The following is a 26,795-nucleotide window of genomic DNA, read 5'->3' as shown; positions in this document are numbered from 1 at the left end:
CAAATAATAACCAATTGGGAAAGCAAAATAACAATTCTTAGTACAAATTTAATATTTCATATAGATAAAAAGTAAGCTTGTTAATAATGTGTTACAAAAAATACATGCTTTTCCAATAAAATTTTGCCTCTTAAATGGAACTTAAACTAAAAAGAAGCATAATATATAATAATGACTTCAAAAGAAGTGATTGTAATGAAAAAGAAAAAGAAAGCATATCTTATACATCCCTTTTTAGCAAAAAAAGTGATTAAAGGTAGAAAACCTAGAAAAGAGCGTAATAGATTCAAGTCAATGTTTACACTAATCCTATTCATGGCTTTTATTGTTTTAATTGTTCGATATATAGAAAACGAACTAATGCCAACAGTTGTTGCAATGTCAAATATGAAGGTTAGTACGATGTCCAATAGTATCATAAATAAAGCTGTAGACGAAACATTTGAAGAATATAACGCGAGTACAGAAGGGTTGGTTACATACTATTATAATGAAAAAGGTGAAGTGATATCATTCGGTGTGAATACAGTATTAATCAATCAAATGAACTCAGAAATTGTTGACAAAATAAATAAACAAATTGAGAGTTTTGATAAAGAAGTATTGTCAATACCTATTGGACGGTTATTGGGGGAAAGCGTATTTTCGAATTTTGGACCCAATATTAATGTAAGCATTTTACCATATGGTAAGGTTACTACGAACTATAAGAGTAGTTTTGTAGCAACAGGTATAAATCAAATAAACCATAGAATTTGGATTGATGTTGAAATGACTATTCAAATTGTTGTTCCGCTAAATAAGACACAAGTAGAGGTTTGCCAGGAATTAACTTTAGTAGATCGTGTAATTAATGGGAACGTGCCTGATCAATATATAAATGTTCCAAAAGATGAAATACTTAACATTGTTAAATAACTTTTTGTAGAACTCTTGAAATCTAATAAAAAGTGGTTTATAATAGATAGTGTTATTAAATAGTACCACTAAGGAGGAGTAAGAGTGAAGTTTACTAAAATGCATGGTTGTGGCAACGATTATATATATATAAATGGATTCGATGAGATCATAGAGAATCCTAAAGAATTAGCGATTAAAATGAGTAATAGGAATTTTGGTGTTGGTTCAGATGGGCTAGTACTTATTCTTCCCTCAAATAATGCGGATTTTAGAATGAGAATGTTTAATTCTGATGGATCTGAGTCTGAAATGTGTGGCAATGCTGTTAGATGCGTAGGAAAGTATGTATATGACAAAGGGTTGATTAAAGAGGACACGATTACGATAGAAACTTTGGCAGGTATTAAGATTCTTAATTTAATGATAGAAGAAGGAAACGTATATTCAGTTAAAGTGGATATGGGTGAACCAATACTAGAAGCATCCCTTATTCCGGTTATTTCAAATAAACAGCCTGTTATTGACGAACAACTGGAAGTATTGAACACGATCTATGGATTTACTTGTGTATCAATGGGGAATCCTCATGCAGTAACCTTTGTAAATGATGTGAAGAAATTCCCATTAGAAACAGTCGGACCAATTGTAGAGATTGCTCCAATATTTCCTAGAAAGACGAATGTAGAATTTGCACAAGTAGTTGATGAAGAAAACATTTATATGAGAGTATGGGAGAGAGGAGCAGGTGAGACCTTGGCTTGTGGAACCGGAGCCTGTGCTACTTTGGTTGCTTGCGTTCTTAATGGAGTAACGAAAAGAAGAGCTACTCTTCACCTGATCGGTGGAGATTTAATGATTGAATGGGACGAAAACACGAACCACGTATTTATGACAGGACCTGCTCAGACAGTTTTTGAAGGACTCTGGTTATTATAAAATTGGTATTTATCATTTGTGATGACTACCATTGGGAATTTATTGCAACAAAGTATTGTAATGTTTGGTAATTATTAGTATAATTTATGATTATTAGGGTGTTTCATAAATTTGAATCATTCAACTATTAATATATAACTTAAGAGAAAAAGGAGGCAATTAGATGGCAGATAATTATGTTCAACAGCTTTTTGCAGACAGAATTGGTGGAGATCAATTTGGTAAAGGTACAGTTCTTTATAAGTTCGAAAAAATTAAAAGAGCACGACAAGCAGCAATGCTAGCTCACCCTGAAATGGATATTATTGATATGGGTGTAGGTGAACCAGATGCTATGGCTGATCCTGGTGTAGTAGAAACATTGGCAATTGAAGCTTCAAAGTGGGAAAATAGAAATTATGCTGACAATGGTATTAACGAATTTAAACTTGCAGCAGCACAATACTTAGATAATGTTTACGGTGTTAAAGGTATAAAGGCAGAAACTGAGGTGAACCATGCAATTGGATCTAAGCCTGCTCTTGCAATGATGGCCCAAGCCTTCATCAATCCTGGAGATATCACGCTAATGACAGTTCCAGGTTATCCTATTATGGGCACAATGACAAAATGGTTAGGTGGCGATGTTTATAACATGCCATTGCTTAAAGAAAATAATTTTTTACCTGAGCTAAAAGCAATACCAAAAGAAATACTAAAAAAAGCTAAGTTACTTTATCTTAACTATCCTAATAATCCAACAGGTGCAACAGCTACTAAAGCATTCTTTAAAGAGGTTGTAGCATTTGCAACAGAAAACAATCTTATTGTTGTTCATGATGCCGCTTATGCAGCATTAACCTTTGATGGAGTTAAGCCATTAAGTTTCTTAAGCATTCCTGGTGCAAAAAAAGTTGGTGTTGAGATTCATTCCTTATCAAAGGCCTTTAATATGACAGGCTGGAGAATTGCTTTTGTTGTTGGCAATCCACTTGTAGTGAGTGCGTTTGCAGCAGTTAAGGATAATAATGATTCAGGTCAATTTAAAGCAATACAAATAGCTGGAATTTATGCCCTTGAGAATCATTGGATTACGGAAGCAACTTCAGCTAAATATTCAAGAAGACATGATATGTTGGTGAATGTTCTTAAAAAATTAGGATTTGAAGTTAAAAAGCCAAAAGGTTCATTTTACTTATATGTATCCATTCCTAAAGGTGTGAAAGGTGGTCCTAAATTTAAAACTGCTGAAGACTTTTCACAATATTTAATTAAAGAAAAATTGATTTCCACTGTTCCTTGGGATGATGCAGGAGCATTTGTTCGCTTCTCCGTGACATTTTTAGCGTATGATCTTCAAGAAGAACAAGACGTAATTGAAGAAATTCACATTAGATTATCAGATGTTGAATTTGTTTTCTAACATTAACATAAATTAGGTTGTACCGAATACAAACGAAGGCATTTCAATGATTTCTTGTTAGTAAGAAATGAAATGCCTTTTGGTTTAAAGTTTACTAGGTAATAGCACAATAAGGAGGAAACAATAGTGTTGAAGAATTCGTATTCAAAAGATGAAATTAGAAAATTAGTTAAAACAGAAGATGTTAAATTTATTAGGCTTCAATTTGTTGATATTTTAGGTACACTTAAAAATGTTGCCATAACTGTTGAACAATTAGAAAAAGCTCTAAACAATGAAATCATTTTTGATGGCTCATCTATTGCTGGTTTTGTTAGAGAGGAAGAATCTGACATGTATTTGAGACCAGATTTATCTACCTTTACTATTTTCCCTTGGAGACCACATCAAGGAAAGGTTGCAAGACTTATTTGCGATATTTATAAAATTGATGGAACTCCATTTGGTGGTGATCCAAGAGGAGCATTGAGAAATGTTGTAAAAGAAGCCAATGATATGGGTTTTGAATTGAATTTAGGCCCTGAATTTGAATTTTTTCTTTTTCATACAGATGAAAGTGGTCATGCAACAACGGAAACTCATGACAAAGCTGGATATTTTGACCTTGGACCAATTGATTTAGGAGAGAATGTAAGAAGAGACATGGTTTTAACTCTTGAAGAAATGGGTTATGAAATTCAGGCCTCCCATCATGAAGAAGCACATGGCCAACATGAGATTGATTTTAAAGCTAGTAATGCATTAGAAGCAGCAGATAATATCATTACTTTCAAACTTGCAGTCAAAGTAGTAGCTCAAAAGCATGGTCTTCATGCGACTTTTATGCCAAAACCAATATATGGGGTTAATGGTTCGGGAATGCATTGTAATTTGGCATTAAATGATTTAAATGGTAAGAATGTTTTTTATGATCCTAAAGATGAAAACAAATTATCTGAAACAGCTTATTATTTCGTAGGAGGACTGCTGAATCACATTAAGGCAATTACTGCAGTTACAAACCCAACAGTTAACTCCTATAAAAGATTGGTTCCAGGTTTTGAAGCACCTACCTATGTTGGATGGTCTAAAGTAAATACAAGTCCATTGATTAGAATTCCAAGCACGAATGACGAAAATTCATTGATAGAACTTAGAAGTCCTGATCCATCATGTAACCCCTATTTAGCTATAGCTGTAATATTAAAAGCTGGCTTAAATGGTATTAAAAATAAAATAGCACCACCAGAAATAAAAGGTTCAGAACGTTTGACAAAAGTTAAGGAGCTAATCGACCTCGATCAACATTTGCCAAGTAATTTAAAAGAAGCAATTATTGAACTTTCAAATGATGAAGTGATTCAAGAAGCATTAGGTGATGTTTATAAAAGCTTTGAAAAAGCAAAAATGATAGAATGGCGAGAGTATTCTTCGCAGGTACATGAATGGGAAATAGAAAAGTATATTTCGAGTTATTGATTTAACCGAATGGGCGAAGCTTGCATTCGGTTACGAAACCGTAGCGAATGCGGAGGTTTTGTAACATTGATTCTAAGAAGTTTTATAATTGGCGAATGGAAATAAGACGACTATAAGTATCTAAAGACTGATAAAGGGTGTATTGCTAATGAGTATACGAGTCATTATTGGATCTTCAAATGAGAAGATCTCGCGGCAACTTGGGCAGTTCTTAATAGAAAATGGATTTAATGTAATCGGAGAAACTAAGGATGGATATGAACTCTTAAGACGCGTGAATACGGTGTATCCAGATTTAGTGGTAGTAGATTACTCAATGAGAGGGATAAGTGGATATGAAATATCAGAAGTACTTATTTCAGAAAAAACTTGCCCTGTAATAGCTTTGATTTCATCTAATGAATTGCACTATTTTGTAAATCTTAGCCAAGAGCCTACCTTTGCACCATTGATTAAGCCAAGTAATAAGCAACTTCTTTTAAATACAATTTCGCTTCTTATTAAGACTTCAAAAAGCATTTATAAATTAGAAAATGAAGTGGCGAGTCTTAAAAGCGGTCGTGACAAAGGAGAGCTGGTTAATAAAGCAAAGAAGCTATTAATAGAAAATATGCAATTAACAGAGGAGGAGGCGCATAGAAGAATACAAAAGCAAAGTATGGACAAAGGTATTTCAATGATTAAAATTGCTGAAGCAATTATTCTTATGTATGATGATTAAATTGATTTTTATGCTTGCATTTTTATTAGTATTATGATATAGTACTACTATATTATCGAGGAAGTATTATCGGTGATGATTTTATACTTTAAGAACAATGGGGTTCTCAAGGGTTGCTTGAGTGCTTTTTTTTTTGGATTTTGTCTTGAATTGTGCTCTATTAAATATAACAAGCACACTCAAATATATGAAACTAGATTAATTTTAGGATTTTAAGGAGGATACGAACTATGAGTACAAATGTATGTGAAATTTTTGGATCAAATGTTTTTAGTGATGTAGTAATGAAGGAAAGACTTCCTAAAGATACTTACAAGGCATTAAAAAGAATTATCGACGATGGAGAGCAACTTAAGCTTGAGGTTGCAAATGTTGTTGCAAATGCAATGAAAGATTGGGCAATTGAAAAAGGTGCAACACATTATACACATTGGTTCCAACCAATGACGGGGAAAACTGCTGAAAAACATGATTCTTTCTTGTCTCCAAACGGCAATGGTAGAGCTGTTATGGAATTTTCAGGAAAAGAATTGATTCAAGGGGAACCAGATGCTTCATCCTTTCCAAATGGTGGACTCCGCGCAACTTTCGAAGCAAGAGGTTACACAGCTTGGGATTGTACTTCACCAGCGTTTATTAAAGATGACACATTATGTATACCTACAGCTTTTTGTTCTTATACAGGAGAAGCATTAGATAAGAAAACACCATTATTACGTTCAATGGAAGCAGTATCTACACAAGCACTTAGAATTTTAAGATTATTTGGAAATACAACTACAAAAAAAGTATTGACAACAGTTGGACCTGAACAAGAATACTTTTTAATTGATAAAAAATTATATCAAGACAGAAAAGATTTGATTTTCAGTGGAAGAACATTGTTTGGTGCTATGCCTCCTAAAGGCCAAGAGTTAGACGATCATTATTTTGGAAGCATCAAAGAAAGAATTTCTGCGTACATGAAAGAATTAGATGAAGAACTCTGGAAGCTTGGAGTTACCTCAAAGACAAAACATAATGAAGTTGCACCTGCTCAACATGAAATGGCGCCTATCTTCTCAACAACAAATATTGCAACAGACCACAACCATTTAGTAATGGATACAATGTGTAAGGTTGCAAATCATCATGACTTAGTATGTTTATTACATGAAAAACCATTTGCAGGCGTGAATGGATCAGGAAAACACAATAACTGGTCAATATCAACTGTTGAAGGTGTGAATTTACTTGAACCAGGAAAAACACCACATGATAATACACAATTTTTAATATTCCTAGCAGCAATTGTTTCAGCTGTAGATGAATATGCTCCACTTCTAAGAATGTCAGCTGCGAATGCAGGTAATGACCATAGATTAGGTGCAAATGAAGCGCCACCAGCTATCATCTCCATTTTCTTAGGAGAGCAGTTAAACGATATCGTTGAACAAATTATTGCTGGAAAGTTAAGCGCAAGTATAGAGGCAGGCGTATTAAACATTGGAGTTTCTACACTTCCAATCTTACCAAAAGATGTTACTGATAGAAACCGTACTTCACCATTTGCATTCACTGGTAATAAATTTGAATTTAGAATGGTTGGTTCAGCTCAATCTGTTTCAGGTTGTAACATTGTATTAAATACAATTGTTGCTGAACATTTAAAGAGAATTGCGGATGAGCTAGATGGAGCTAAAGATTTCAATGCAAAATTAATTGAAATCATTACAAAGTTAATCAAAGAACATCAAAGAGTTATCTTCAATGGTGATGGTTATTCAGAAGATTGGGTTGTTGAAGCAGAGAAGAGAGGCCTTCCAAATATCAAATCTACAGTTGAAGCATTAACTTACTTTGATAGCGAACAAAACGTTAAGCTATTTACTTCTCATAAAATTTTTACCAAAGAAGAAATTGATGCTAGACAAGAAATTATGTTCGAAGAATATGCAAAAACAATCAACATTGAAGCTCGTACAATGATAGAAATGGCTAGAAAAGAAATCATTCCTGCTTGTATCGAATATGTTACAACACTTGCTGATTCAATTTGCACAATCAAAGCGGCAGTTGCAAGTGCAGTCACTACAGCACAAGAAGATTCACTAGTAAAAATATCTTCATTAATCGCTGATGCTCAAAATAAAGTAACGGATTTAGAAGCAGTTATAGAAGCAGCAACAAGTATATCTCATATGGAAGATCAAGCGTTTGCATTTAGAGAAAAAGTTTTCGTTGCTATGTCTGCTTTAAGAGTACCATGTGACGCGTTAGAAACATTAGTAGGCGAAGCTTACTGGCCATACCCAACATATACAGATTTATTATTTAGAGTATAATAAAATTTAATAAATGTTTTTAGCTTTTCAAGGGACCTAAGTAATATTCAGGTCCCTTTTTATGTCCTTTTTGCCATTATTTGTGCAAGGAGAAATATGGTTCTCATGTCGAAATAATAATCACGACATCAAAGGAGGACCGATTATGAAAAAAAGATTCAAAAAGTTTTTGATTTTGGCGGCAACTGTTTCTATTTTAGGCACAAATACAAATTATGCTGCAACATATGAGGTACAGCATGGAGACTCTTACTGGAAGATTAGTCAAAGATTTGGAGTTAATTTAAGTCAGTTAATGAAATTGAATCAAGCAAATGAACAGGCAGTTTTATATTCTGGCAACCAAATTAAAATACCTGACGGAGATAATTATTTTATTTACGAAGTAAAATCTGGGGATACTCCCTGGTTATTGAGCAAGAAATATGGAATATCTTTACAAGGATTTCTTAAATTTAATGGATTATCTGAATCATCAGTAATCAACATTGGTCAAAAACTTCGTATCCCTATTCAAGAACCTAGTTTTTCACCGAATCAAACTTCAACGGTTCAAATTTCATCACCGAACATAACAACTCCAATAAATCCTGCTCCAAAAGATGTAAAAATAACAGTTACCTACTTAACACATACGATTAAGGCTGGAGATAACTTCTGGTCTTTAGGTGTAAAATATGGAATACCCACCACCGAATTGATGAGACTCAATAAAGCTACTACAAGTACGGTCCTATCTATTGGTCAACAAGTATCCATACCTATTTATCAAATCCCTAAAATGGACGTAGTAAGCTCTAATTATGGGGAGTATTTAGACTGGTGGACAGCTGTCCAATATTTAATACCTATTGGCGCTGAATTCAAAATAATTGACTTTTATACAGGAAAATCTTTTATGGCCAAAAGAACGATTGGAGCGAATCACGCAGATGTAGAAACGCTAACAGCAAACGATACAAAAATCATGCGCGAAATCTGGGGTGGAAGCTTTAGTTGGACAAGTAGACCTGTAATTATTGAATATCAAAATAGAAGAGTAGCAGCAAGTGTATCAGGAATGCCACATGCAGGCAACGATTACTCAGCAGGTGGTGTACAAACCAGCTGGAGAAGCGATGCTTATGGTGCAGGTCCAAACTATGATTACATAAAAGGAAATGATATGCATGGACATTTTGATATCCATTATAAAAACAGTACGAGACATAAGGATGGATTAATAGATCAAAAGCACCAAGAAAATATTAAAACTGCCGCAGGCATGAAATAATCTTTAAAAGACTATCTCTCCAAGAAGAAAATTCTTTGGGAAGATAGTCTTTTTAACAAACTAGCATAAAACACCTAAAAAATATATATGCAATAAAATTTAACTAAAAATTAGCCATATTTTGAGGTTGAATCTTAGTCTATATAATAATTCTTTTGTTTTTACTAGAGCTTATATCTACCGCTTCTTCTTTGATAAACCTACTAATTACTGGAAAAGAGAGATTTGTTTGATTTACGATCTCCATAACCGAAGCATTTGGATGAGTCTCAAGATACTCTCTCAATATCACATATTCTTTTATATGATTCATATGACAATCTCTACAATATCCTATCTCTTTTCTAGAATTTTTCAATAGAGTTCCACAATTTTTACAAGTCTCAAAACCCATATAATCACCGTCCTTTATATACAATACGTAATCATTCTATTTTTTAGGTACCATTTTAATCGAATGCGAAGATTTTGTAACATTGGATACATAAAGCACATAATTTTCAATTCCCAATATTTACAAAACAGAAAATGTTATTCACTTGTATTTCCATAACGACTAAGCTATAATAATTTTAACCGTAGCAAATGCGGAGGTTTGTAACATTGATAATTTATTAATTTTTACACGAGGTGAAGAAAAGTGGTTCTGATAGTAGCATTAAATTTATTTGTTCATAAAACAGCCATAGTCGACGGCCTAGAAATAAATGGAGCAAACAACATTCAAGACTACAGGCTAGTAGTAGGCGATAGTGCGGTTTATTCAGCATATATCATTAAACTGCTCCAGGGTGAACCTTATGTATTAGGTATCGCAGGAGGTATTGGTGGTCGTTATATTAAAAATTACATGGATAAAAGCAGAATTAAATCGGATTTACTATGGAAAGAGACAGAAACAAGTTCCGAGCTTAAAATAATTGATTCTATAAATATGACAGAAACAACCTTTATAGATGATAATTTTGGTTTTGACGATCACGACATGAAGAACCTTAAACATAAGTTTCAAAATAATATTAAAGATGCGAATACAGTTCTTATTAGTAGCAAAATGATACCAGATGGCTCTACAAATAAAATCATTGAAGATATCATGCTTATATCAAAGCTTAACAATCAAAAAATAGTGATTTCGTTATCAGGAATAGAACTAAGGAAAACATTAGAGCTACATCCATATGCAGCGGTAATCAATAGCAATGATTTAACTGAACTAGAGCTTGAGGATATTCATGAAGAAAAATTGCTATTAATAGCGCTAAGAGGGATTGCATTAACCTATAAAATAAAATATTTGATTTATGATAATAATCAAAATAAAAATATATATTTAATCTCTAAAAACAAAATATGTAGTGCAAAATATGGCATATTCGTTAAAGAACCTGATGATTCAAAAAGTAAAGATTTAATTGCTGGAGTATTAGCAATGGGTGTTGCAAGAAAATATGAACCAGAAAAATTGATAAAACTTATTGCAGCTGTGAAAGGCGCTACACAATATTCAAATTATCCAAGGATCTGTCAAAGAAAAGAAGTTGATGATCTATATAATAAAATGAAATTGGTAGAAATATATAATAGTCAAGATAAATAGGGGATGAAGGTATGCTTGATAAATACAAGACAGTACTAAAAGAAACCCAACAACAAATTGTTCATAAAAAATCCAAATTCCTGTGCAGCCTTATAGAAGTTAAATCTGAAGACGAAGCATTAGAATATATTCAAAGCATTAAAAAGAAATATTATGATGCTAATCACAATTGTTTCGCCTATATTATTGGATTAAATGAGCAGTCTATTGAAAGGTTCAATGATGATAAAGAACCATCGGGTACAGCAGGGAAACCAATGCTTGAAGTACTGAAAGGTGCAGGACTGAAAAATGTTGTAGCAGTAGTAACGAGATATTTTGGTGGAGTCCTTTTAGGAACAGGTGGATTAATTAAGGCTTATACGGAAGCCATTAAGACATGTCTAGAGGAAGCAAACATATATGAAAGTGCTTTGTGTGAGAAGGTTCATTTAGAAATTGATTATAACCTGCTGCCTAAGGTGGAATACTTATTACATACGAGCAATCAAATCATTCAGGATACTTTGTATTCAGAAAAAGTTATAGTGAAGCTTTTTTTAGACCACAGTCTTTCAGAAAAAATAAAAAATGACATAATTGAGCTTACAAGTGGGCAATGTCACATTGTCTCAGAAGGTTATCGGTATGTTTCAACAGTAAATGAGAAATTATTAATAGTAAATAATTTGACATGATTTTTAGAAAAAACTATGAAAGCAACTATTAATGTTGCCTTTTTTTTGGTATAATCAGTTAGTGTTGATAAAGCAAATCTAAAAAGCTGGACGGTAATCATATGAAGGATCAGACACCAAAAATACTAAATGCATTAAGAATGGGCGTTATACCAGATACTGTACTTGATGAGCTTATTGTTGGAAGAACTCAAGAACTTGAAGAACTAACTTATTTACTTGAGGGAATTAAAAATGATGGTTTCAGCGCTGTAAAGTTTATCAAAGGTGAATACGGTACAGGAAAGTCTTTTATGCTTAATTATTTAAAACAAAAAGCATTAAGTGAAGGCTTTGTAGTGGCATCCTTATCTATTACAGGTGGCTTTAATTTCAGCAAATTTGATGGCTTATATACTGCAATAATGAGTAACCTTGAGATTAAGTCAGACCATTTAAGCAAAGGAACAAGTTTTGAAGAAATCTTTGAAAGCTGGCTTAAAAACATAAAAAAGGAAAAAGAAATAAATTCTGCAACAAAAGACATCTATGGCGTAATTGCAACCTTAAATGATTATAACAATGCTTTTGCCATGGTATTACTAACTTATATAAGAGCTAAAATAAACAATGATTATGAACTATCAAATATTGCAGCTTCTTGGATTAAGGGAGACAAAAATGTTTCCTATGAGCTTAAAAAGCGCCTTAATGTAAAGGGTTCTGTTGATATTGAAAATGCAATTAATGTATTTAGAGGGTTTATTTCACTATTAACCTTAATAGGATATACTGGAATAATGGTATTTGTAGACGAGCTTGAAATGGTAATGGGTAATAGGTCAGATACAAGACTGAAAACCTATGCGAATATTAGATACATTATGGACGCCTGTGGAACAGGAGAACTCGAAAAATGTGGGTTTGTTTTTGCTGGTACGAAAGAGCTTTTTATGAATGAGGAAAAAGGTTTTAAAAGCTATGATGCTTTAAACCAACGTATTGGTTCAACAATTACGGGGGGCAAAGTTCAGATTGCAAACTTAAGACAACCAGTCATAGAATTAAAAGCTTTTGAACAAGAGGATTACTTTAAAATTACTGAAAAAATTATGGCAATTCATGGTAGCCATTATCATTATAGAGCACCAGTTGATGTAACTACAATTTATAATTTAGTAATGATTGAATGTAGCAAAACGGATAAACAAGGTACAACTGTTAGAAACTACTCTAAGAAACTTTTAGAGATTTTAGATTTGATTGAACAAAATCCAGATCTGCCAATATTTAAAACAAAGGTCTCTGGAATCATAAGGCATTAGTCCATAAAAAGGTTGACAGCGAAACTTTAGTGTATTAATATACAGCTGTAAACTATTTCCTATTAAAACTTGTTATTATTAGCTTTCTAATACAGAAAGCTTCACATATCAGAAGGAGTATAACAAATGCATCTAGATCAAGAAACGATAAACGCTATCAGAATTTTATCTGTGGAAGCTATTCAAAAAGCCAATTCCGGGCATCCAGGATTACCAATGGGAGCTGCACCAATGGCATACACCCTATGGGCAAAACAAATGAAACATAATCCTAAAAATCCTAAGTGGATTAATAGAGATAGATTTGTATTGTCAGCAGGTCATGGCTCAATGCTCTTATATTCATTGTTACACTTATTTGAATATGGTCTTACAATGGATGACATCAAACAGTTTAGACAACTTGGAAGTAAAACACCTGGTCATCCAGAATTTGGACATACCACGGGTGTTGAGATGACAACTGGGCCACTTGGTCAAGGCATTGCTACTGCAGTAGGAATGGCATTGGCTGAGAGTTATCTAGCAAGTAAATTTAATCGTCAAGATTTTGCCATTATGGATCATTATACCTTTGCTTTATGTGGTGATGGATGTTTAATGGAAGGAATATCAGGTGAGGCTGCTTCCTTAGCAGGTACCCTTGGACTCGGAAAACTAATCTTATTTTATGATTCTAATTCAATTTCGATAGAAGGAAATACAGATATTGCTTTCAGAGAAAATGTACCAATGAGATTTGAGGCTTATGGTTGGCAAGTAATTGAAATAACGGATGGAAATGATACAGACGCTATAGAAAAAGCCATTGAAGCAGCAAAAAAAGAAACTGATAAGCCTACATTAATAAAGGTAAATACATTAATTGGGTATGGTTGCCCATCTAAGCAAGGAAAAGCAGCAGCGCATGGTGAACCACTTGGAGATGCTAATATCATAGCAACGAAAGAATTTTTTGGCTGGACGGAGGAACCGTTTACAATCCCAGCTGCGGTGAAGCAACATATGAATGAGGTTATTTCTAATTTAGAAGCACAAGAAGTTACCTGGAATGTATTATATAGTAAATATGAGTCAGCGCATCCTGACGCTGCAAATGAGTTGCAAAAATGGCTAAATAATGAATATTTAGAAGATATAGCAAAGAATGAAGATTTCTGGAAATATGAAGGTACAAAAGCGACTAGAGTATCTTCTTATGAAGTGTTAAATAAATTATCAAAAATAGTACCAAATATCATTGGTGGTTCTGCTGATTTGTCTCCTTCAACAAAATCAATTATGGAAAATAGGGGACACTTTGCTAAAGAAGACAATAGCGGTTCTAATTTGCATTTCGGTGTAAGGGAACATGCTATGGCAGCTATGGCAAATGGGATTGCTCTACATGGAGGGTTGATTCCATATGTAGCTGGATTTTTTGTATTTAGTGATTATATGAAGCCATCTATGAGACTAGCCTCTTTAATGGGATTACCTGTTATCTATATTATGACACATGATAGCATTGGAGTTGGAGAGGATGGACCAACTCATCAACCAATAGAACAACTTATGATGCTACGAAGCATTCCAAATTTTAATGTGATTAGGCCAGCAGATGCGAATGAAACAGCAGCAGCCTGGTATAGCGCTTTAACAAGTAAATCAACGCCTACTGCACTTGTGTTATCAAGACAAAATTTAACCCAATATGCTACGACTGGAGTAGGTCTCTATCAAGGAGCGTATACCATTAAAGAAGAAAGTAGAAATGTAGAATTGATTTTAGTAGCCTCTGGATCAGAAGTTGAATTGATTTATGAAGCATCAAAAGTATTGGAAGAAAAAGGTATTTCTACAAGAGTAGTTAGTATGCCTTCTTGGAAGTTGTTTGAGGAACAAGATAGTTCTTATCAAGAGGCAATTTTACCAAGAAATAGTAAGATCATGGCAGTTGAAGCTGGATCTACAATGGGCTGGCATAAATATGTGGGAAGTAATGGAAAAGTAATGGGAATTGATACTTTTGGAGCTTCGGGACCAGCAAATGAAGTATATAAATTGATGGGATTAACGGTGGAAAACGTAGTTAAACAAGCTGAATTATTGATTAATCTATAGGTTACTCATATTTCTGTTTGATCACAATAAATAAATATCGAAAGGAGAGTTTAATATGAAAATTTTTATTGATACTGCAAATGTTGAAGAAATTAGAGCAGCAAATGATATGGGAATTATTTGTGGAGTAACAACGAATCCCTCTTTGATTGCAAAAGAAGGAAGAGTTTTTGAAGAAGTTGTGAAAGAGATAGTTGGAATTGTAGAGGGGCCTATCAGTGCCGAGGTGATAAGCTTGGATGCAGAAGGTATGGTACGTGAGGGTAGGATACTATGTAAAATTCATAAAAATATTGTTATCAAAGTCCCAATTACGCAGGAGGGCTTAAAAGCAGTTAAAATTTTCTCAAAAGAAGGAATTAAAACAAATGTAACTTTGATTTTTTCAGCTCCTCAAGCACTCATGGCTGCTAGAGCTGGAGCAACCTATGTAAGTCCATTTCTAGGTAGAGTTGATGATATCGGTTCAGTAGGTATGGATTTGGTTGCTGATATTGCTGAGATTTTTAATATCCATGGAATTGAAACAGAAATCATTTCTGCAAGCATCAGAAATCCGATTCATGTTTTAGATGCAGCTAAAGCGGGCTCTGATATTGCTACAATTCCTTATAGCGTAATTATGCAAATGCTTAAACATCCATTAACTGATACAGGTATACAAAGATTCCTCAAGGACTGGGAAAGCGTTCCAAAATAATATAAATATGAAGAAAAGCCTAAATGCAAGTATGGTTTTAGGCTTTTTCAGCATAAAAATTTTTTTGGATTTTAGGGGAAATATGTTATAATGATTAGGGTGAGAGAAGGTATACCCTTATTTTTTAACCTATAGATATTATAGAAAGAAGGGATAACGAATGGGTAAGTTTGTGCAGTTGATTTATAATCCAATGGCTGGAGCAAGAATTTTTCCGAGCAAAATAGATTATTTTATTGAGGTATTTCAAGATAAAGGTTACGATGTTCGTATACAAAGAACGAAAGATGCAAGTGATTTTTCAACTTGCTTACTTGAAAAGGATCTAACGGAATGTGAAGCTATTATAGTAGCAGGTGGTGATGGTTCTGTAAATCAAATTGTTAACTCAATGATGAAAAATGATATTGATTTACCATTAGGTGTCATTCCGGCTGGTACTGCCAATGATTTTGCAAATCATTTAGGTATTCCGTTTAATTTCTCGGAGTGTTTTGAGCTTTTAGCCGAAATGAACATACGAGAAATTGATGTTGGAAAGGTGAATGGAGAGTATTTTATTAATGTTTGTTGTGGAGGTTTGTTTACGAATATATCCCAAAACATAGACATTGAATTAAAAAACACTATAGGTAAGTTGGCTTATTACATTAAAGGCGTACAACAATTACCTAAATTCACAAGAATAAGGTTTAAAATTGATACTGGCGACGAAATTATAGATGATTATTTTTTCTTATTTCTATTATTAAATGGTTCAAGTGCTGGAGGCTTTAATAAACTAGCCAAGGATGCAGTTTTAGATGATGGTTATATGGATTTTATTGGCATAAAAGAATGTGCTCTTAATTACTTGCCAACTTTATTTCGAAAAATAATTACAGGTGAACATTTAGATGATAAAAACGTAGTGTTTTGTCAAATCAAAAAGATGAATATTGAATGTCTTGAAGGTTTAGAATCTTTTGAAGAATCAGATATTGATGGCGAACTTGGACCAAAGTTTCCTTTAAGAATTGATGTTTTGCAAAAAAAGCTTAAGGTAATTGGCAATTGCAATGTAACATGATAGCTACACCTTAGTGGCTATAGATAATTGATGAATACGAGGTGGTATTATATGATAAAATTTACACAAGAACAATTTATCGAAGAATTAATGGGTGAAATGAATGGCTATGAAGAAATCACAAAGGAACATAAAGACGTTTTTTTAGCAAAGCTTGATCAGTATATTACAACAACAAATGATAAAAATAAAAGAATCAGCAAGAGTGCTAATTCTATTACAATAAAGCTAGAAGATGAATCTGAGCTATTTGATATTATTGACCGTTATTTTGCTGCAATCGTTAATGAAGAACTTGATTTATACTGGGCTAATTGGAAGTTATAGCCTTATTTATGTACAGCTTCAACCGACGCCTTTGACAGTGCTCCATTAATGGCTTCGAGAAGCAATGCTGAGGTATACTTGAATTCAGATTTGATTTCCAAAGTATCTACTGTTGCATCGCTTGTTAATTGAGTCTCAATGTTGCTCATTGCTTCTTCTAGTAGTGGGAATAATGTTTCGGTAGTAGTATTTAAATCAATTAATTTCACAGAATTGATATGATTTCTATCTACAATAACTTCAACATTAATGGGCTGATTATCGAGTAAAACTGATGAGGAATATACTCCTGGTACGTATTCGAGTGTAGGCGTAGATTTTTCTTTTTTAGAGAACATAAAAACCAATAACAATATTAAGAGTACACCCAAGGCAATGAACAAAACGGTATAAATGATTTCCTTCAAACGAAATACTAAAATTTTAGTTGAACCCATAAAGCCTCCTTAACTTAAATACTTCTAATTACTATAGTGTATTGTTAGGGACATGAAAATATGAACAAAGTCATTAAGTCAAAAAAATAAAATACAGAAGAGGTATTATCTTGAAAAAGAAAATAATTAGTAGCATAATAATAATACTTGCTTTCACATTAATGGGTTGTTCAAAGGAACAGCAAGAGATAACACCAAAGGAAAATGATACAACATTTGAAGAAGCGCTTCCTGAAGAAGAGAATATTCAACAAGAAGAGGCTAGTCAACCAGTAGTAGAGATTAATTATGAAGAAGTTATGCCCTATGAGGCTGGACACATTATGGTTGTTATGTATCATGGTATTGAAGATAGACCCCCTTATCATAGAACAGAAGCGGATTTTATAAAAGATCTTAATTTTATGTACGATCACGGTTATCGTTTGATTTCTATGGAGGATTATAAAAATAGTAATATTAGTATTCCAGCAGGATTTACACCAATCGTTTTGACTTTTGATGATGGACTAAGCTCAACTTTTTCATTAGAAGAGGTTGGTGGTAACTTGGTTCCCAAAAAAGGTACCGCAATCTATTTAATTGAAGAATTTAGCAAAGCGCATCCAGATTTTGGAAAAGAAGCTATTCTTTTTATTAACGGAGGCAAAGGTGCTTTTGAAGGAGCTGGAACCTATGAGGAACGCTTAAAGTGGTTGGTAGACAATGGCTATCAAATTGGGAACCATACCAATACTCACCCTAAGCTATCTCAACTTACAGGCGAACAAGTTCAAGAAGAAATTGGTAAGGTAGATACATTAATTAAGAGTGCTCTACCAGGTTATGTTGTAGATACCATTACTTATCCTCATGGAATTAGACCAGAAGATGCATATAGGCAATTTGTTGTTAATGGTACCTATGAAGGGAATCCTTATCAATATTCTCTAGGCTTTAGAGAAGGGCCAAGTGGTCCTATGGTAGCACCTATACACATTGATTTTGATCCTTATAATTGTCCAAGAGTTAGAGGTTCAGAAGGTGAAGAAGGTGATCTGGAATGGTGGTTGAATTACTATGAAAACCATAAGGACGTAAAATATATTTCAGATGGCAATCCAAATAGAATTGCTGTACCAAGTGAGAGTAAAGATAAAGTCAATGTAGAAAAATTAAACGACTATGAGTTGTATTTATACTAAAATAAGAATATAATAGTATATTATAGGTGCAAAGGGGCACGAAGCTAATCAACAGTGTTTAGCCTTGTGCCCTATTGTTTTTTGAAAACTTTGAAGAAAAACAAATGATAAACCAATGATGCATTATGAGGTGAAATAATGGGATTACAATTTATTTTAGGTAGTTCAGGAGCAGGTAAAACGCATTATATTCATAATTTAATGATTGAAAAGTCTTTGATAGAGACAAGTTCACCCTTTTTGGTTATTGTTCCTGAACAATTTACACTTCAGACGCAACAAGACTTCATTCAGCTTCATCCAAGAAAAGGTATCATGAATATTGAGGTGTTAAGTTTTGGTAGACTTGCCTATAGAATATATGATGATCTTGCATTAGCGAATAAAACTCTTTTAAAAGAAACAGGTAAGAGCATGGTAATTAGAAAAATTGTTGAAGAATCTAAAGAAAAATATACCATCGCATATAGTAATATAAGAAAAAAGGGTTATGTTAAGGAATTAAAGGGACTGCTTACAGAGTTATATCAATATAATTGGCAGGATGATAGTTTCGAAAAGGTAAAAGAAGAAGTAACAAGTACCTTACTCAAAGAAAAAATCAAGGATGCAGGAATTTTACTACAAGAATATAAGGATTATTTGAACGAGAAATATATAACGACTGAAAATACAATGGATCTACTTATTGAAGGGATTTTTAAAAATGAATGGTTAAAAGATGCTGATATTTTCATAGATGGATTCTACGGATTTACACCTATCCAAGTTAAGGTTATTGGAGAATTATTAAAAAAGTCTAAGAATGTAAATATTGTACTTACCCTTGATTCAAGAGAACAAATAGATGATCTTGAAGATGAAAGTCAATTGTTTTATGAAAGTAAGAAAGTGTTTCATCAGCTGCTTGAAATAACGACAAAAGAACACATTGAAATTGCACCAATCAAGTGGATTGAAGATGAGAAACCTTATAGATATAAAAACAATTTTGAAATAGCACATTTAGAAAAAAACATATATAGATATCCATATGAAGTTTTTTTACATAAGCCTCATGGACTTATGATGTGTCAAGCTTCTAACATGAGAAAAGAAATACAATATGTAGCAGACTCAATTATGAAACTAGTCTATGAAAAAGGATATAGGTATAAGGATATTGCAGTAGTATCAGGAGATCTTATCGGATATGAAACAATTATAAAACAAATGTTTTCTCAATATGATATTCCATATTTTATGGATAAAAAGAAAGCTATATTGCTTCATCCATTAGTAGAACTGTTAACAGCAGCCTTTGATATTATCAATAAGAATTTTGATTATGCAAATATGTTTAGATATATTAAAACTGGTTTTTTGAATATTGATCAAGAGGCAATGGACCGTATTGAAAATTATGTTTTAGCCTATGGAATAAGAGGGCAAAAAGCTTGGATAACAACCTGGGAACGCCCATTTCTCGGCATAAACAAAGATTCTGAATATGCAAAAAGCATAATGGACACTATTAATAACGTAAAGGATATAATAGTAATACCACTCATAAAACTCAAGGAAGCTATTCATTCAAAAGAAAGTACAGTTGAAACAATAACGAAGGGTGTTTTCCAATTTATGAGATCACTTGATATTGAGAATAGAATTAATACGCTAGAAGCCAATTTTGAAGAAGAAGGACAATTGTTGTATCAAAAGGAATACGCCCAAATATATAGAATGGTTATAGAAATACTCGATCAAACAGTAGAAATACTAGGTGATCAAAAAATGAATACAAAGACATATTCAGCCTTGTTTCAAGCTGGTTTAGAAGAATGCGAGATGGGGTTAGTGCCACCAGGATTAGATCAAGTGGTTGTTGGAGACTTAGAAAGAACAAGGCTTAAAGAAACAAAGGCTCTATTTGTGATAGGATTCAATGAAGGTAAAGTACCTAAAACAATAGACAAACCTAATATTATTTCGGATTCTGAGAGGGTACAATTGAAGAAATTAGGCATTCAATTAGCCCCAGACAATAAGGAAAATGTTTTTAAAGAACAATTTAGCATATATATGGCACTTTCAAGAGTGAGTGAAAAACTTTATTTAAGCTATTCAAAGTCTGATTTACAAGGTAAGCCAATGCGCCCATCCTTATTATTTTATTCTATTAAAAAAATGTATCCACAGATGCAAATATTTGATCTTGACGAGATTTATATGAATAGATGTATCATTAATAAACCCAAGCCCACCTTTTATCAAATGGTTGATAAACTAAAAAGTATTGAATCTATTACCGATGATACGCAATTGAAACAGTTATATGGCTGGTATTATAAAAAAGAAAATTGGAACGATATTATTCGCTATTTTGAACAAGCTTTAACGGATAAAAATGATGAGCTTGATTTGTGTCCTACAGCAGTCGAAGCGATCTACGGTAATGAGCTAAATAATAGTGTATCAAGACTAGAGGCTTTTGCAAAATGTCCATTTTCACATTTCATGGATTATGGTCTTAGGCTGCAAGAAAGATTAGATTATTCCATAAAAATGCCAGATATTGGAATTCTATTTCATAAGGCAATCGATAAATGTTCACGAAAAATTGAAGGTAGGGGTTTGGACTGGAAAGGCCTTAAAGACGAAATGAGAGATGCACTCGTTGAAGAAGCAGTGAGTGAAGTGATTGATGCAGAAAGCAGAGGGATTTTTACAAGTAATTCTAGAAACACGTACTTAGTAAAACGATTAACTAGAGTAACCAAAAGAGCCTTATGGGCAATTGCAAATCAAATAGCCAAAGGGGAGTTTAGGCCTATCGATTATGAGCTTGGATTTGATGCTGATAAGCTTGAAGCCCTGACGATTGATTTTTCGAATAATAAAACAATGAAGCTGAATGGACGAGTAGATAGGGTAGATGGATATGAAGAGGACGATGCTCTTTATTTAACGGTTGTTGATTATAAATCAGGAAATCAGAACTTTGATCTTGTTGCTCTATATTATGGATTACAGCTTCAATTATTTGTATATTTAAATTCGGTTACATCACTAAAAAAGGCAGAAGATGATCATAAGAGGGTCATTCCTGCAGGTGTTTTTTACTTTCATATCGATGATCCAATTATCAAAGATGTTACTGATCGAAATAAGAAGCAAATCGAAAGAATGATTATGAAGCAATTAAAGCTTAAGGGATTGGTACTTGATCAACAACACATCATCAAAAAAATAGATGCAAGCATTGAAAAAGCCTCGGATATCATTCCAGTAGCTTTAACAATAAATGGAGAGTTAACAAAAAACTCTTCAGTTGCTTCCCTTGAACAGTTTGATCTTCTGAAACAATTTGTATCAGATAAAGTAAAAGAATTAGGTACATCAATTGTAGATGGCAATCTAGCTGTTCATCCCTACAAAAGAAAGACTGAAACAGGTTGCGATTTTTGCAAGTATTTATCAATTTGTCGATTTGAAAAGGGAATAAAAGGAAACGAGTATAGACAGCTTAAAGAATTAACCAAAACAGAAATATGGGAAAAGTTACAAAAAAATTGATATTTTTGTTGAGTTCATTGTCGAAATTTGATATGATAATAAATAGTGTAAAGAATCTAACCGTAAAAGGAGTTGAAAATTCTTGGAAGAAGTGATTCAAAAGATTATCTATATTGAAAATCAAGCTCAAAAAGTAATGGACAGTGCAGAGCAGGAGAAGTTAGATCGAAAAAATGAATTAGAACAAAGCTTAAAAAAAATGAAAGAGTCCTTACTTCAGGATACCAACAAAAAGATAAATACCATAAGGGAAGCAGAAATAAATGAAGTAAAAAAAGAAGCCCAAGTGAAAGAAGCTTTTTGTGTTTCAAAAATGCAAGACATTCAAAAGTTATATGAACAAAAGAGTGAAGAATGGGCTGTAAGCCTAGTAGATGCCGTTCTTAAGAGGTGATTTTATGATAAAGATTTTTAAGTATAGTCATCTTAGTTCTAAAATTAGAGCTATGAAAGGTAAGATGCTTTCAGAAGATGATTATAAAAATATGATGGTTAAAGGTAGTGTTTCAGAAGTTGCTTCTTACCTTAAAAGCAATACCTATTATGGAGAAAGCTTAAAGGACTTGAATGAAAAAAACATTCATAGAGGGAATCTCGAAATGCTCCTATATAGAGCTGAAATTTCTGACTCTTTAAAAATCGCAAGATATCTAAAAGGAAACGACAAATTAATTTATCGGTATGTATATAGGAAGCAAGAGATTGAAGATTTAAAAAAAATGTTAAGAACGCTTCAAATGGGTAAACAACTTGAAGAAATTGATAAACTAACACTTTTTATTAGCAAGTATAGTAAAATCAATTTTAATGAAACGTTAAAGGCTAAAACAGTGGGTGAGCTGGTACAAAGCGTTAAAGGAACGAATTTTTATGATATCTTAAAACCATTGTTACTTGATGAAACTCATATTGATTTGTTTTCTGCAGAAATGGCTTTAGATATGTATTACTATAATAAATTAAAGAGTCAGCTTAGCAAAGAAGTTAAGGGTAAGGACCGTGAGATCGTTGGTTCGATTATTGGAGCAGAAGCTGATTTGAGGAATATTCTATGGATCTATAGAGGTAAAAAATACTATGATCTTAATAAGGAAATACTTTATCGTTATTTAATTCCGTTATCCTTTAAATTAAACAAACAAGAATTGATTAAGATGGTCGAAGCAAACAATAGTCAAGAAGTTATTGAAATCGTCCAAACAACCTATTATGAAAATTATATAGGCAATGATCCTAATCAATGGGAACATGAGTTTATCAAGTATTTGTTAAAGGTACAGTACAAAAACATACAGAGTTTTCCATACTCGCTAGCACCTATTGTTGGATATATTGTAATAAAAGAGATGGAAATTGATAATATCATTGCTATTATTGAGGGCGTACGTTACCAAGTGTCACCTGATGAGATCAGAAAACAATTGATTGGGCATAAATTATAGAAAGGAGGTTAAATAGTGGCTGTAGAAAAAATGTACTTTATTAACGTCGCAGGACCGCTAAAGGAAATCGATGCTTTTGTAATGAACAATATCACACCATTCGAGATTCAACTGGTTAAAGCTTTTTCGATATTAGATTCTGTAAAAGGTTTGATGCCTTTTGACGTATATAATCCATATGATGTGTTGTTGAAAAAAGCATCAGTACTATGTAAGGATTTGAATATTAATATAACTTCCATTGATGAAGATGTTCATGATTCTTTGGACTTTGAGACAGTTGAGGCAGACCTTGATGAACATATTGAAGTTTTTGATAGCTTAATTCAAAGAAAAAGAGCTTTAGAAGCAAGAGTAGAACATAAGGAACAAATCAAGAAACAAATCATACCAATTCAAAATCTTGATGTTGAAGTTGATAAATTATTTGAGCTAGATTATATGAAATTTAGATTTGGGAAAATGCCAAAAGAATCCTTTCAACGTATTTTACAGTATAATGATAATTTAGATCTTATTGTAATTGAGGTGTTTAGAGAAGCTGATGATGTCTTTCTCATGTATTTTATGCCTAATATGGTTAGAGGTGAAATTGATAGCTTGTTTGCTTCCTTATATTTTACTAGAATTAGGATTTCTGATGAGGTGCAAGGCCACCCTAAAGAAGCACTCCAAGGCATTGAGAGTGATCTAATGACGTTAAGGGAGGAACTGAATCAGGTTAATGAAAAGATTGATATCTTTAATCAAAATCATCAGTTGAGAATTTCCAAACTATATGGGATTATAGCTAAACTGAATCATATTTTTACTGTACGTAATTATGCGGTACATTCACAAGAAACCTTTTATATTACAGGATGGATTCCACATAGCCATCTAGATGCTTTTGTGAAACAAATGAAGACATCAGATGCATATTCCTTTTTAGTAGAAGAGGAAGAAACAGTTAAGAGGTTGAAACCACCTACCAAGCTTAAGAACAATCGATTTTTCAAACCTTTTGAGGCTTTGGTATCTATGTACGGTATTCCTTCTTATCATGAAATTGACCCTACAGTATTTGTTGGGATAACCTATTTGTTTATGTTTGGAGTAATGTTTGGTGATTTGGGTCAGGGTCTAGTGATCGCCCTATTAGGTTATTATATATATAAAAAATCAGGATCTGCGTTAGGACATATAGCTATTTACTTAGGGGTTTGTTCTATGATTTCAGGTTTGTTTTATGGATCTTTGTTTGGAAACGAAGAGTTTTTACGGCATACATTGCCTTTCATACCAATGATTAATCCAATGGATCACAAAATACCAATACTAATTATCGCTATTGGATTTGGAGCATTGCTTTTAGTAATTGCTATGGTGTTAAATGTTATAAATGCCATAAAGAAAAAGGATATGGGTCGATTGCTTTTTGACAGAAATGGGGTAGTGGGCATTGTTGCTTATTTCTCTATTATGTTTGTGGTTTTGAGCAAAGCATTGGCACTAAAAACTACAGTAGTACCGGCGATTTTATTGATTGTACTATCTTTTGCAATTATTTTAATGTCTCATCCGCTGCAAAAATTTCTCAAAACGAGAAAAGAATTTTTGCCTGAGGATAAAACGGGATTTTTCATAGAATCCATATTTGAACTCATAGAAACAATATTAGCTATACTAAGTAACACCATTTCCTTTATGAGAATTGGGGCTTTTGCTTTAAATCACGTCGGACTAATCATTGCTTTTCATATGTTATCTGATATGGTTGCAGAGGCAGCGGGAGGACCAGGAAAATTCGCTGTCATGGTATTTGGTAATATTCTAATCATTGCGCTAGAAGGTTTAATTGTAGGGATACAAGGATTAAGGCTTGAATATTATGAACTATTTAGTAGATTTTTTGAAGGTGAAGGAAGTGAATTCAAACCCTTTTTAGCTATAAAGAAAATCTAAGAAAAAGAAATTTGAACAACATAAAAATTAAAAATGAAAGACTTAAGATATCAAGGAGGAAAAGTAAATGCAAATCATTATTGTATTAGCAGTTGTATTGGTTTTAAGTACGATCGGAGTAGGAATCTATGGTATTAAACGTGAATTAAAAGGGAATAGAGTCAAAAAGTTTTTAGGAGTAAATTTATCAACCTTTTTTGTTCTTATGATTGTAGCAGCAGTGGCTTTATTTGGGGGTGGAACAGCATCAGCAGCAGGATCTGAGCTTGCAGGAACACCAAATATTGATGGGTTTAGATATTTAGCGGCAGCTTTATCTACAGGGTTAGCATCAATAGGTGCAGGTATTGCAGTAGCTGTTTCAGGTTCTGCAGCAATCGGTGCAATTAGCGAAAACGAAAAATTACTTGGTAAAACAGTAATCTTTGTTGGTCTTGCAGAAGGTATTGCAATCTATGGATTAATTATATCTATTATGATTTTAGGTCAATAATGACAAAATAGGAGTGATTTTATGAAAATGTTCTTAATCAGCGATAATGTTGACACAAGAACAGGCTTTAGACTTGCGGGCGTTGAAGGCGTAGTGGTTCATGAACTTGAAGAGGTTAGACAAGCCATTGCTAAGGTGCTAGTAGACAAAGAAGTGGGTGTGTTAATGATTACCGAAAAGTTAGGCAAGATGGTTCCTGATCTTATTGGTGATATTAAGTTGAATTATCATATACCTTTAGTGGTTGAAATACCTGATAGACACGGAACGGGTAGAACACCTGATTCTATTACTAAATATGTTCGAGAAGCGATCGGACTCAAGATATGAGGTGTAAATCATGAGAATTATAGAAGAAAAATTAGAACGCTTTGCAAATGATATTATGAAGGATGTCGCAGCTCAAAAAAAAGAGTTGCTTGGAGACATCATTCATGCTAATAAAATAGAATATGATAAAAGGCAGACAGAGTACTTAACTGAAAACTATTCGCTTATCCAAAATAGTTTGAAGAAAATAGATAAAGAAAAAAATGAAATCATGTCTAAGGTAATTATGGATAATAAAATGAAATTATTAAACAAAAGAACAGAAGTTATTCATACTGTTTTTCAGTCTGCTAAAGAAAAATTAAAAACGCATACGCAAAGTGAAGGTTACTTTGATGAGCTAGTTGATACAATTAAAAAAAATATTGAAGCAATTGGACAAGGAGAGATTGAGATCATCATTAGCTACTCTGATGAACAATTTCTTGAGCGATTAAAAGAGATATTTACTGAACAAATTAAGATAGAAAATAAAAACATTGAAATGCTTGGGGGTTGCAAGGTTATGAATAAAACCAAGCGGTTATTTATTGATGACTCTTATGCAAAGAGATTAGAAGATCAAAAACCATCATTTTTGCAGCGTTGTCAAATTCAAGTGGAAATGTAAAAAGTA

The 26,795-nt window shown here is 33.0% G+C and carries 24 protein-coding genes; 22 read left to right on the top strand and 2 right to left on the bottom strand.

The window, feature by feature from the left end; genetic code table 11:
• Nucleotides 1-171 precede the first annotated feature (171 nt).
• The 7 genes from yunB to CVU84_05470 all read left to right on the top strand — a co-directional run bounded on the left by yunB (nucleotide 172) and on the right by CVU84_05470 (nucleotide 9,014).
• Nucleotides 172-918, top strand: coding sequence for a sporulation protein YunB (yunB, locus tag CVU84_05500; protein PKM95522.1), 747 nt, complete (start codon nucleotides 172-174; stop codon nucleotides 916-918).
• Nucleotides 919-1,002: 84 nt separating this feature from the next.
• Entirely contained in the window at nucleotides 1,003-1,836 is an 834-nt protein-coding gene (locus CVU84_05495) for a diaminopimelate epimerase (protein PKM95521.1), read from the top strand.
• 163 nt (nucleotides 1,837-1,999) lie between these two features.
• Nucleotides 2,000-3,238, top strand: a complete 1,239-nt coding sequence (locus CVU84_05490) for an aspartate aminotransferase (protein PKM95520.1) — start codon at nucleotides 2,000-2,002, stop codon at nucleotides 3,236-3,238.
• A 129-nt stretch (nucleotides 3,239-3,367) separates the two neighbouring features.
• A complete protein-coding gene (glnA, locus tag CVU84_05485; protein ID PKM95573.1) occupies nucleotides 3,368-4,696 on the top strand; it encodes a type I glutamate--ammonia ligase in 1,329 nt (442 codons plus the stop codon).
• Nucleotides 4,697-4,844: 148 nt separating this feature from the next.
• A complete protein-coding gene (locus CVU84_05480) occupies nucleotides 4,845-5,417 on the top strand; it encodes a hypothetical protein (GenBank protein PKM95519.1) in 573 nt (190 codons plus the stop codon).
• Nucleotides 5,418-5,647: 230 nt separating this feature from the next.
• Nucleotides 5,648-7,741 (top strand): glutamine synthetase type III, encoded by a 2,094-nt coding sequence (locus CVU84_05475; GenBank protein ID PKM95518.1) that lies wholly within the window; start codon nucleotides 5,648-5,650, stop codon nucleotides 7,739-7,741.
• Between the two features lie 145 nt (nucleotides 7,742-7,886).
• Nucleotides 7,887-9,014: a peptidoglycan-binding protein LysM gene (locus tag CVU84_05470; protein ID PKM95517.1), complete on the top strand. Its 1,128-nt coding sequence runs from the start codon at nucleotides 7,887-7,889 to the stop codon at nucleotides 9,012-9,014.
• Nucleotides 9,015-9,153: 139 nt separating this feature from the next.
• Here the strand turns inward: CVU84_05470 and CVU84_05465 are convergent, their stop codons facing one another.
• A complete protein-coding gene (locus CVU84_05465; GenBank protein ID PKM95516.1) occupies nucleotides 9,154-9,408 on the bottom strand; it encodes a hypothetical protein in 255 nt (84 codons plus the stop codon).
• Between the two features lie 246 nt (nucleotides 9,409-9,654).
• Here CVU84_05465 and CVU84_05460 point away from each other — a divergent pair, with 246 nt between their 5' ends.
• The 7 genes from CVU84_05460 to CVU84_05430 all read left to right on the top strand — a co-directional run bounded on the left by CVU84_05460 (nucleotide 9,655) and on the right by CVU84_05430 (nucleotide 16,794).
• Nucleotides 9,655-10,614 (top strand): hypothetical protein, encoded by a 960-nt coding sequence (locus tag CVU84_05460; protein PKM95515.1) that lies wholly within the window; start codon nucleotides 9,655-9,657, stop codon nucleotides 10,612-10,614.
• A gap of 11 nt (nucleotides 10,615-10,625) precedes the next feature.
• Complete coding sequence (locus tag CVU84_05455; GenBank protein PKM95514.1) at nucleotides 10,626-11,291, top strand: YigZ family protein; 666 nt, start codon at nucleotides 10,626-10,628, stop codon at nucleotides 11,289-11,291.
• Nucleotides 11,292-11,392: 101 nt separating this feature from the next.
• Nucleotides 11,393-12,595: a hypothetical protein gene (locus CVU84_05450; GenBank protein ID PKM95513.1), complete on the top strand. Its 1,203-nt coding sequence runs from the start codon at nucleotides 11,393-11,395 to the stop codon at nucleotides 12,593-12,595.
• Between the two features lie 126 nt (nucleotides 12,596-12,721).
• Entirely contained in the window at nucleotides 12,722-14,698 is a 1,977-nt protein-coding gene (gene tkt, locus CVU84_05445) for a transketolase (protein ID PKM95512.1), read from the top strand.
• Nucleotides 14,699-14,753: 55 nt separating this feature from the next.
• Complete coding sequence (fsa, locus tag CVU84_05440) at nucleotides 14,754-15,398, top strand: fructose-6-phosphate aldolase (protein PKM95511.1); 645 nt, start codon at nucleotides 14,754-14,756, stop codon at nucleotides 15,396-15,398.
• A gap of 160 nt (nucleotides 15,399-15,558) precedes the next feature.
• Entirely contained in the window at nucleotides 15,559-16,467 is a 909-nt protein-coding gene (locus CVU84_05435) for a diacylglycerol kinase (GenBank protein PKM95510.1), read from the top strand.
• 51 nt (nucleotides 16,468-16,518) lie between these two features.
• The gene (locus tag CVU84_05430; GenBank protein ID PKM95509.1) at nucleotides 16,519-16,794 is read left to right on the top strand and encodes a hypothetical protein; all 276 of its coding nucleotides are present in this window, start codon (nucleotides 16,519-16,521) and stop codon (nucleotides 16,792-16,794) included.
• A gap of 2 nt (nucleotides 16,795-16,796) precedes the next feature.
• Here the strand turns inward: CVU84_05430 and CVU84_05425 are convergent, their stop codons facing one another.
• Nucleotides 16,797-17,231, bottom strand: coding sequence for a hypothetical protein (locus CVU84_05425; GenBank protein ID PKM95508.1), 435 nt, complete (start codon nucleotides 17,229-17,231; stop codon nucleotides 16,797-16,799).
• Nucleotides 17,232-17,341: 110 nt separating this feature from the next.
• Here CVU84_05425 and CVU84_05420 point away from each other — a divergent pair, with 110 nt between their 5' ends.
• The 8 genes from CVU84_05420 to CVU84_05385 all read left to right on the top strand — a co-directional run bounded on the left by CVU84_05420 (nucleotide 17,342) and on the right by CVU84_05385 (nucleotide 26,789).
• Entirely contained in the window at nucleotides 17,342-18,415 is a 1,074-nt protein-coding gene (locus CVU84_05420) for a hypothetical protein (protein ID PKM95507.1), read from the top strand.
• A 138-nt stretch (nucleotides 18,416-18,553) separates the two neighbouring features.
• Entirely contained in the window at nucleotides 18,554-21,970 is a 3,417-nt protein-coding gene (addB, locus tag CVU84_05415) for a helicase-exonuclease AddAB subunit AddB (GenBank protein ID PKM95506.1), read from the top strand.
• Nucleotides 21,971-22,052: 82 nt separating this feature from the next.
• Entirely contained in the window at nucleotides 22,053-22,364 is a 312-nt protein-coding gene (locus tag CVU84_05410) for a hypothetical protein (GenBank protein PKM95505.1), read from the top strand.
• On the top strand, nucleotides 22,345-23,412 hold the full coding sequence (locus tag CVU84_05405; protein PKM95504.1) for a hypothetical protein: 1,068 nt from the start codon (nucleotides 22,345-22,347) through the stop codon (nucleotides 23,410-23,412). The genes CVU84_05410 and CVU84_05405 overlap by 20 nt, the downstream gene beginning before the upstream one ends.
• 15 nt (nucleotides 23,413-23,427) lie before the next feature.
• Nucleotides 23,428-25,356 (top strand): V-type ATP synthase subunit I, encoded by a 1,929-nt coding sequence (locus tag CVU84_05400; protein ID PKM95503.1) that lies wholly within the window; start codon nucleotides 23,428-23,430, stop codon nucleotides 25,354-25,356.
• Between the two features lie 67 nt (nucleotides 25,357-25,423).
• A complete protein-coding gene (locus CVU84_05395) occupies nucleotides 25,424-25,849 on the top strand; it encodes an ATPase (protein PKM95502.1) in 426 nt (141 codons plus the stop codon).
• Between the two features lie 21 nt (nucleotides 25,850-25,870).
• Nucleotides 25,871-26,179: an ATP synthase subunit F gene (locus CVU84_05390; GenBank protein PKM95501.1), complete on the top strand. Its 309-nt coding sequence runs from the start codon at nucleotides 25,871-25,873 to the stop codon at nucleotides 26,177-26,179.
• A 10-nt stretch (nucleotides 26,180-26,189) separates the two neighbouring features.
• A complete protein-coding gene (locus tag CVU84_05385; GenBank protein ID PKM95500.1) occupies nucleotides 26,190-26,789 on the top strand; it encodes a hypothetical protein in 600 nt (199 codons plus the stop codon).
• Nucleotides 26,790-26,795: the final 6 nt, after the last annotated feature.

This window comes from Firmicutes bacterium HGW-Firmicutes-1, from assembly GCA_002841625.1.
In the GTDB taxonomy this organism is placed as follows: Bacteria; Bacillota; Clostridia; order Lachnospirales; family Vallitaleaceae; genus HGW-1.
This window is presented reverse-complemented; position numbering and strand designations above follow the sequence as displayed.

What these genes read in the sequence shown, in the direction of transcription:
- CVU84_05450 (PKM95513.1), top strand. Translation starts at nt 11,393, where the DNA reads ATGAAGGATCAGACACCAAAAATACTAAATGCATTAAGAATGGGCGTT.
- addB (PKM95506.1), top strand. Translation starts at nt 18,554, where the DNA reads ATGGGATTACAATTTATTTTAGGTAGTTCAGGAGCAGGTAAAACGCAT.
- CVU84_05425 (PKM95508.1), bottom strand. Translation starts at nt 17,231, where the DNA reads ATGGGTTCAACTAAAATTTTAGTATTTCGTTTGAAGGAAATCATTTAT.
- CVU84_05480 (PKM95519.1), top strand. Translation starts at nt 4,845, where the DNA reads ATGAGTATACGAGTCATTATTGGATCTTCAAATGAGAAGATCTCGCGG.
- CVU84_05470 (PKM95517.1), top strand. Translation starts at nt 7,887, where the DNA reads ATGAAAAAAAGATTCAAAAAGTTTTTGATTTTGGCGGCAACTGTTTCT.
- CVU84_05390 (PKM95501.1), top strand. Translation starts at nt 25,871, where the DNA reads ATGAAAATGTTCTTAATCAGCGATAATGTTGACACAAGAACAGGCTTT.
- CVU84_05475 (PKM95518.1), top strand. Translation starts at nt 5,648, where the DNA reads ATGAGTACAAATGTATGTGAAATTTTTGGATCAAATGTTTTTAGTGAT.
- CVU84_05455 (PKM95514.1), top strand. Translation starts at nt 10,626, where the DNA reads ATGCTTGATAAATACAAGACAGTACTAAAAGAAACCCAACAACAAATT.
- tkt (PKM95512.1), top strand. Translation starts at nt 12,722, where the DNA reads ATGCATCTAGATCAAGAAACGATAAACGCTATCAGAATTTTATCTGTG.
- CVU84_05490 (PKM95520.1), top strand. Translation starts at nt 2,000, where the DNA reads ATGGCAGATAATTATGTTCAACAGCTTTTTGCAGACAGAATTGGTGGA.
- yunB (PKM95522.1), top strand. Translation starts at nt 172, where the DNA reads ATGACTTCAAAAGAAGTGATTGTAATGAAAAAGAAAAAGAAAGCATAT.
- CVU84_05405 (PKM95504.1), top strand. Translation starts at nt 22,345, where the DNA reads ATGCCGTTCTTAAGAGGTGATTTTATGATAAAGATTTTTAAGTATAGT.
- CVU84_05385 (PKM95500.1), top strand. Translation starts at nt 26,190, where the DNA reads ATGAGAATTATAGAAGAAAAATTAGAACGCTTTGCAAATGATATTATG.
- CVU84_05430 (PKM95509.1), top strand. Translation starts at nt 16,519, where the DNA reads ATGATAAAATTTACACAAGAACAATTTATCGAAGAATTAATGGGTGAA.
- CVU84_05465 (PKM95516.1), bottom strand. Translation starts at nt 9,408, where the DNA reads ATGGGTTTTGAGACTTGTAAAAATTGTGGAACTCTATTGAAAAATTCT.
- CVU84_05435 (PKM95510.1), top strand. Translation starts at nt 15,559, where the DNA reads ATGGGTAAGTTTGTGCAGTTGATTTATAATCCAATGGCTGGAGCAAGA.
- CVU84_05395 (PKM95502.1), top strand. Translation starts at nt 25,424, where the DNA reads ATGCAAATCATTATTGTATTAGCAGTTGTATTGGTTTTAAGTACGATC.
- fsa (PKM95511.1), top strand. Translation starts at nt 14,754, where the DNA reads ATGAAAATTTTTATTGATACTGCAAATGTTGAAGAAATTAGAGCAGCA.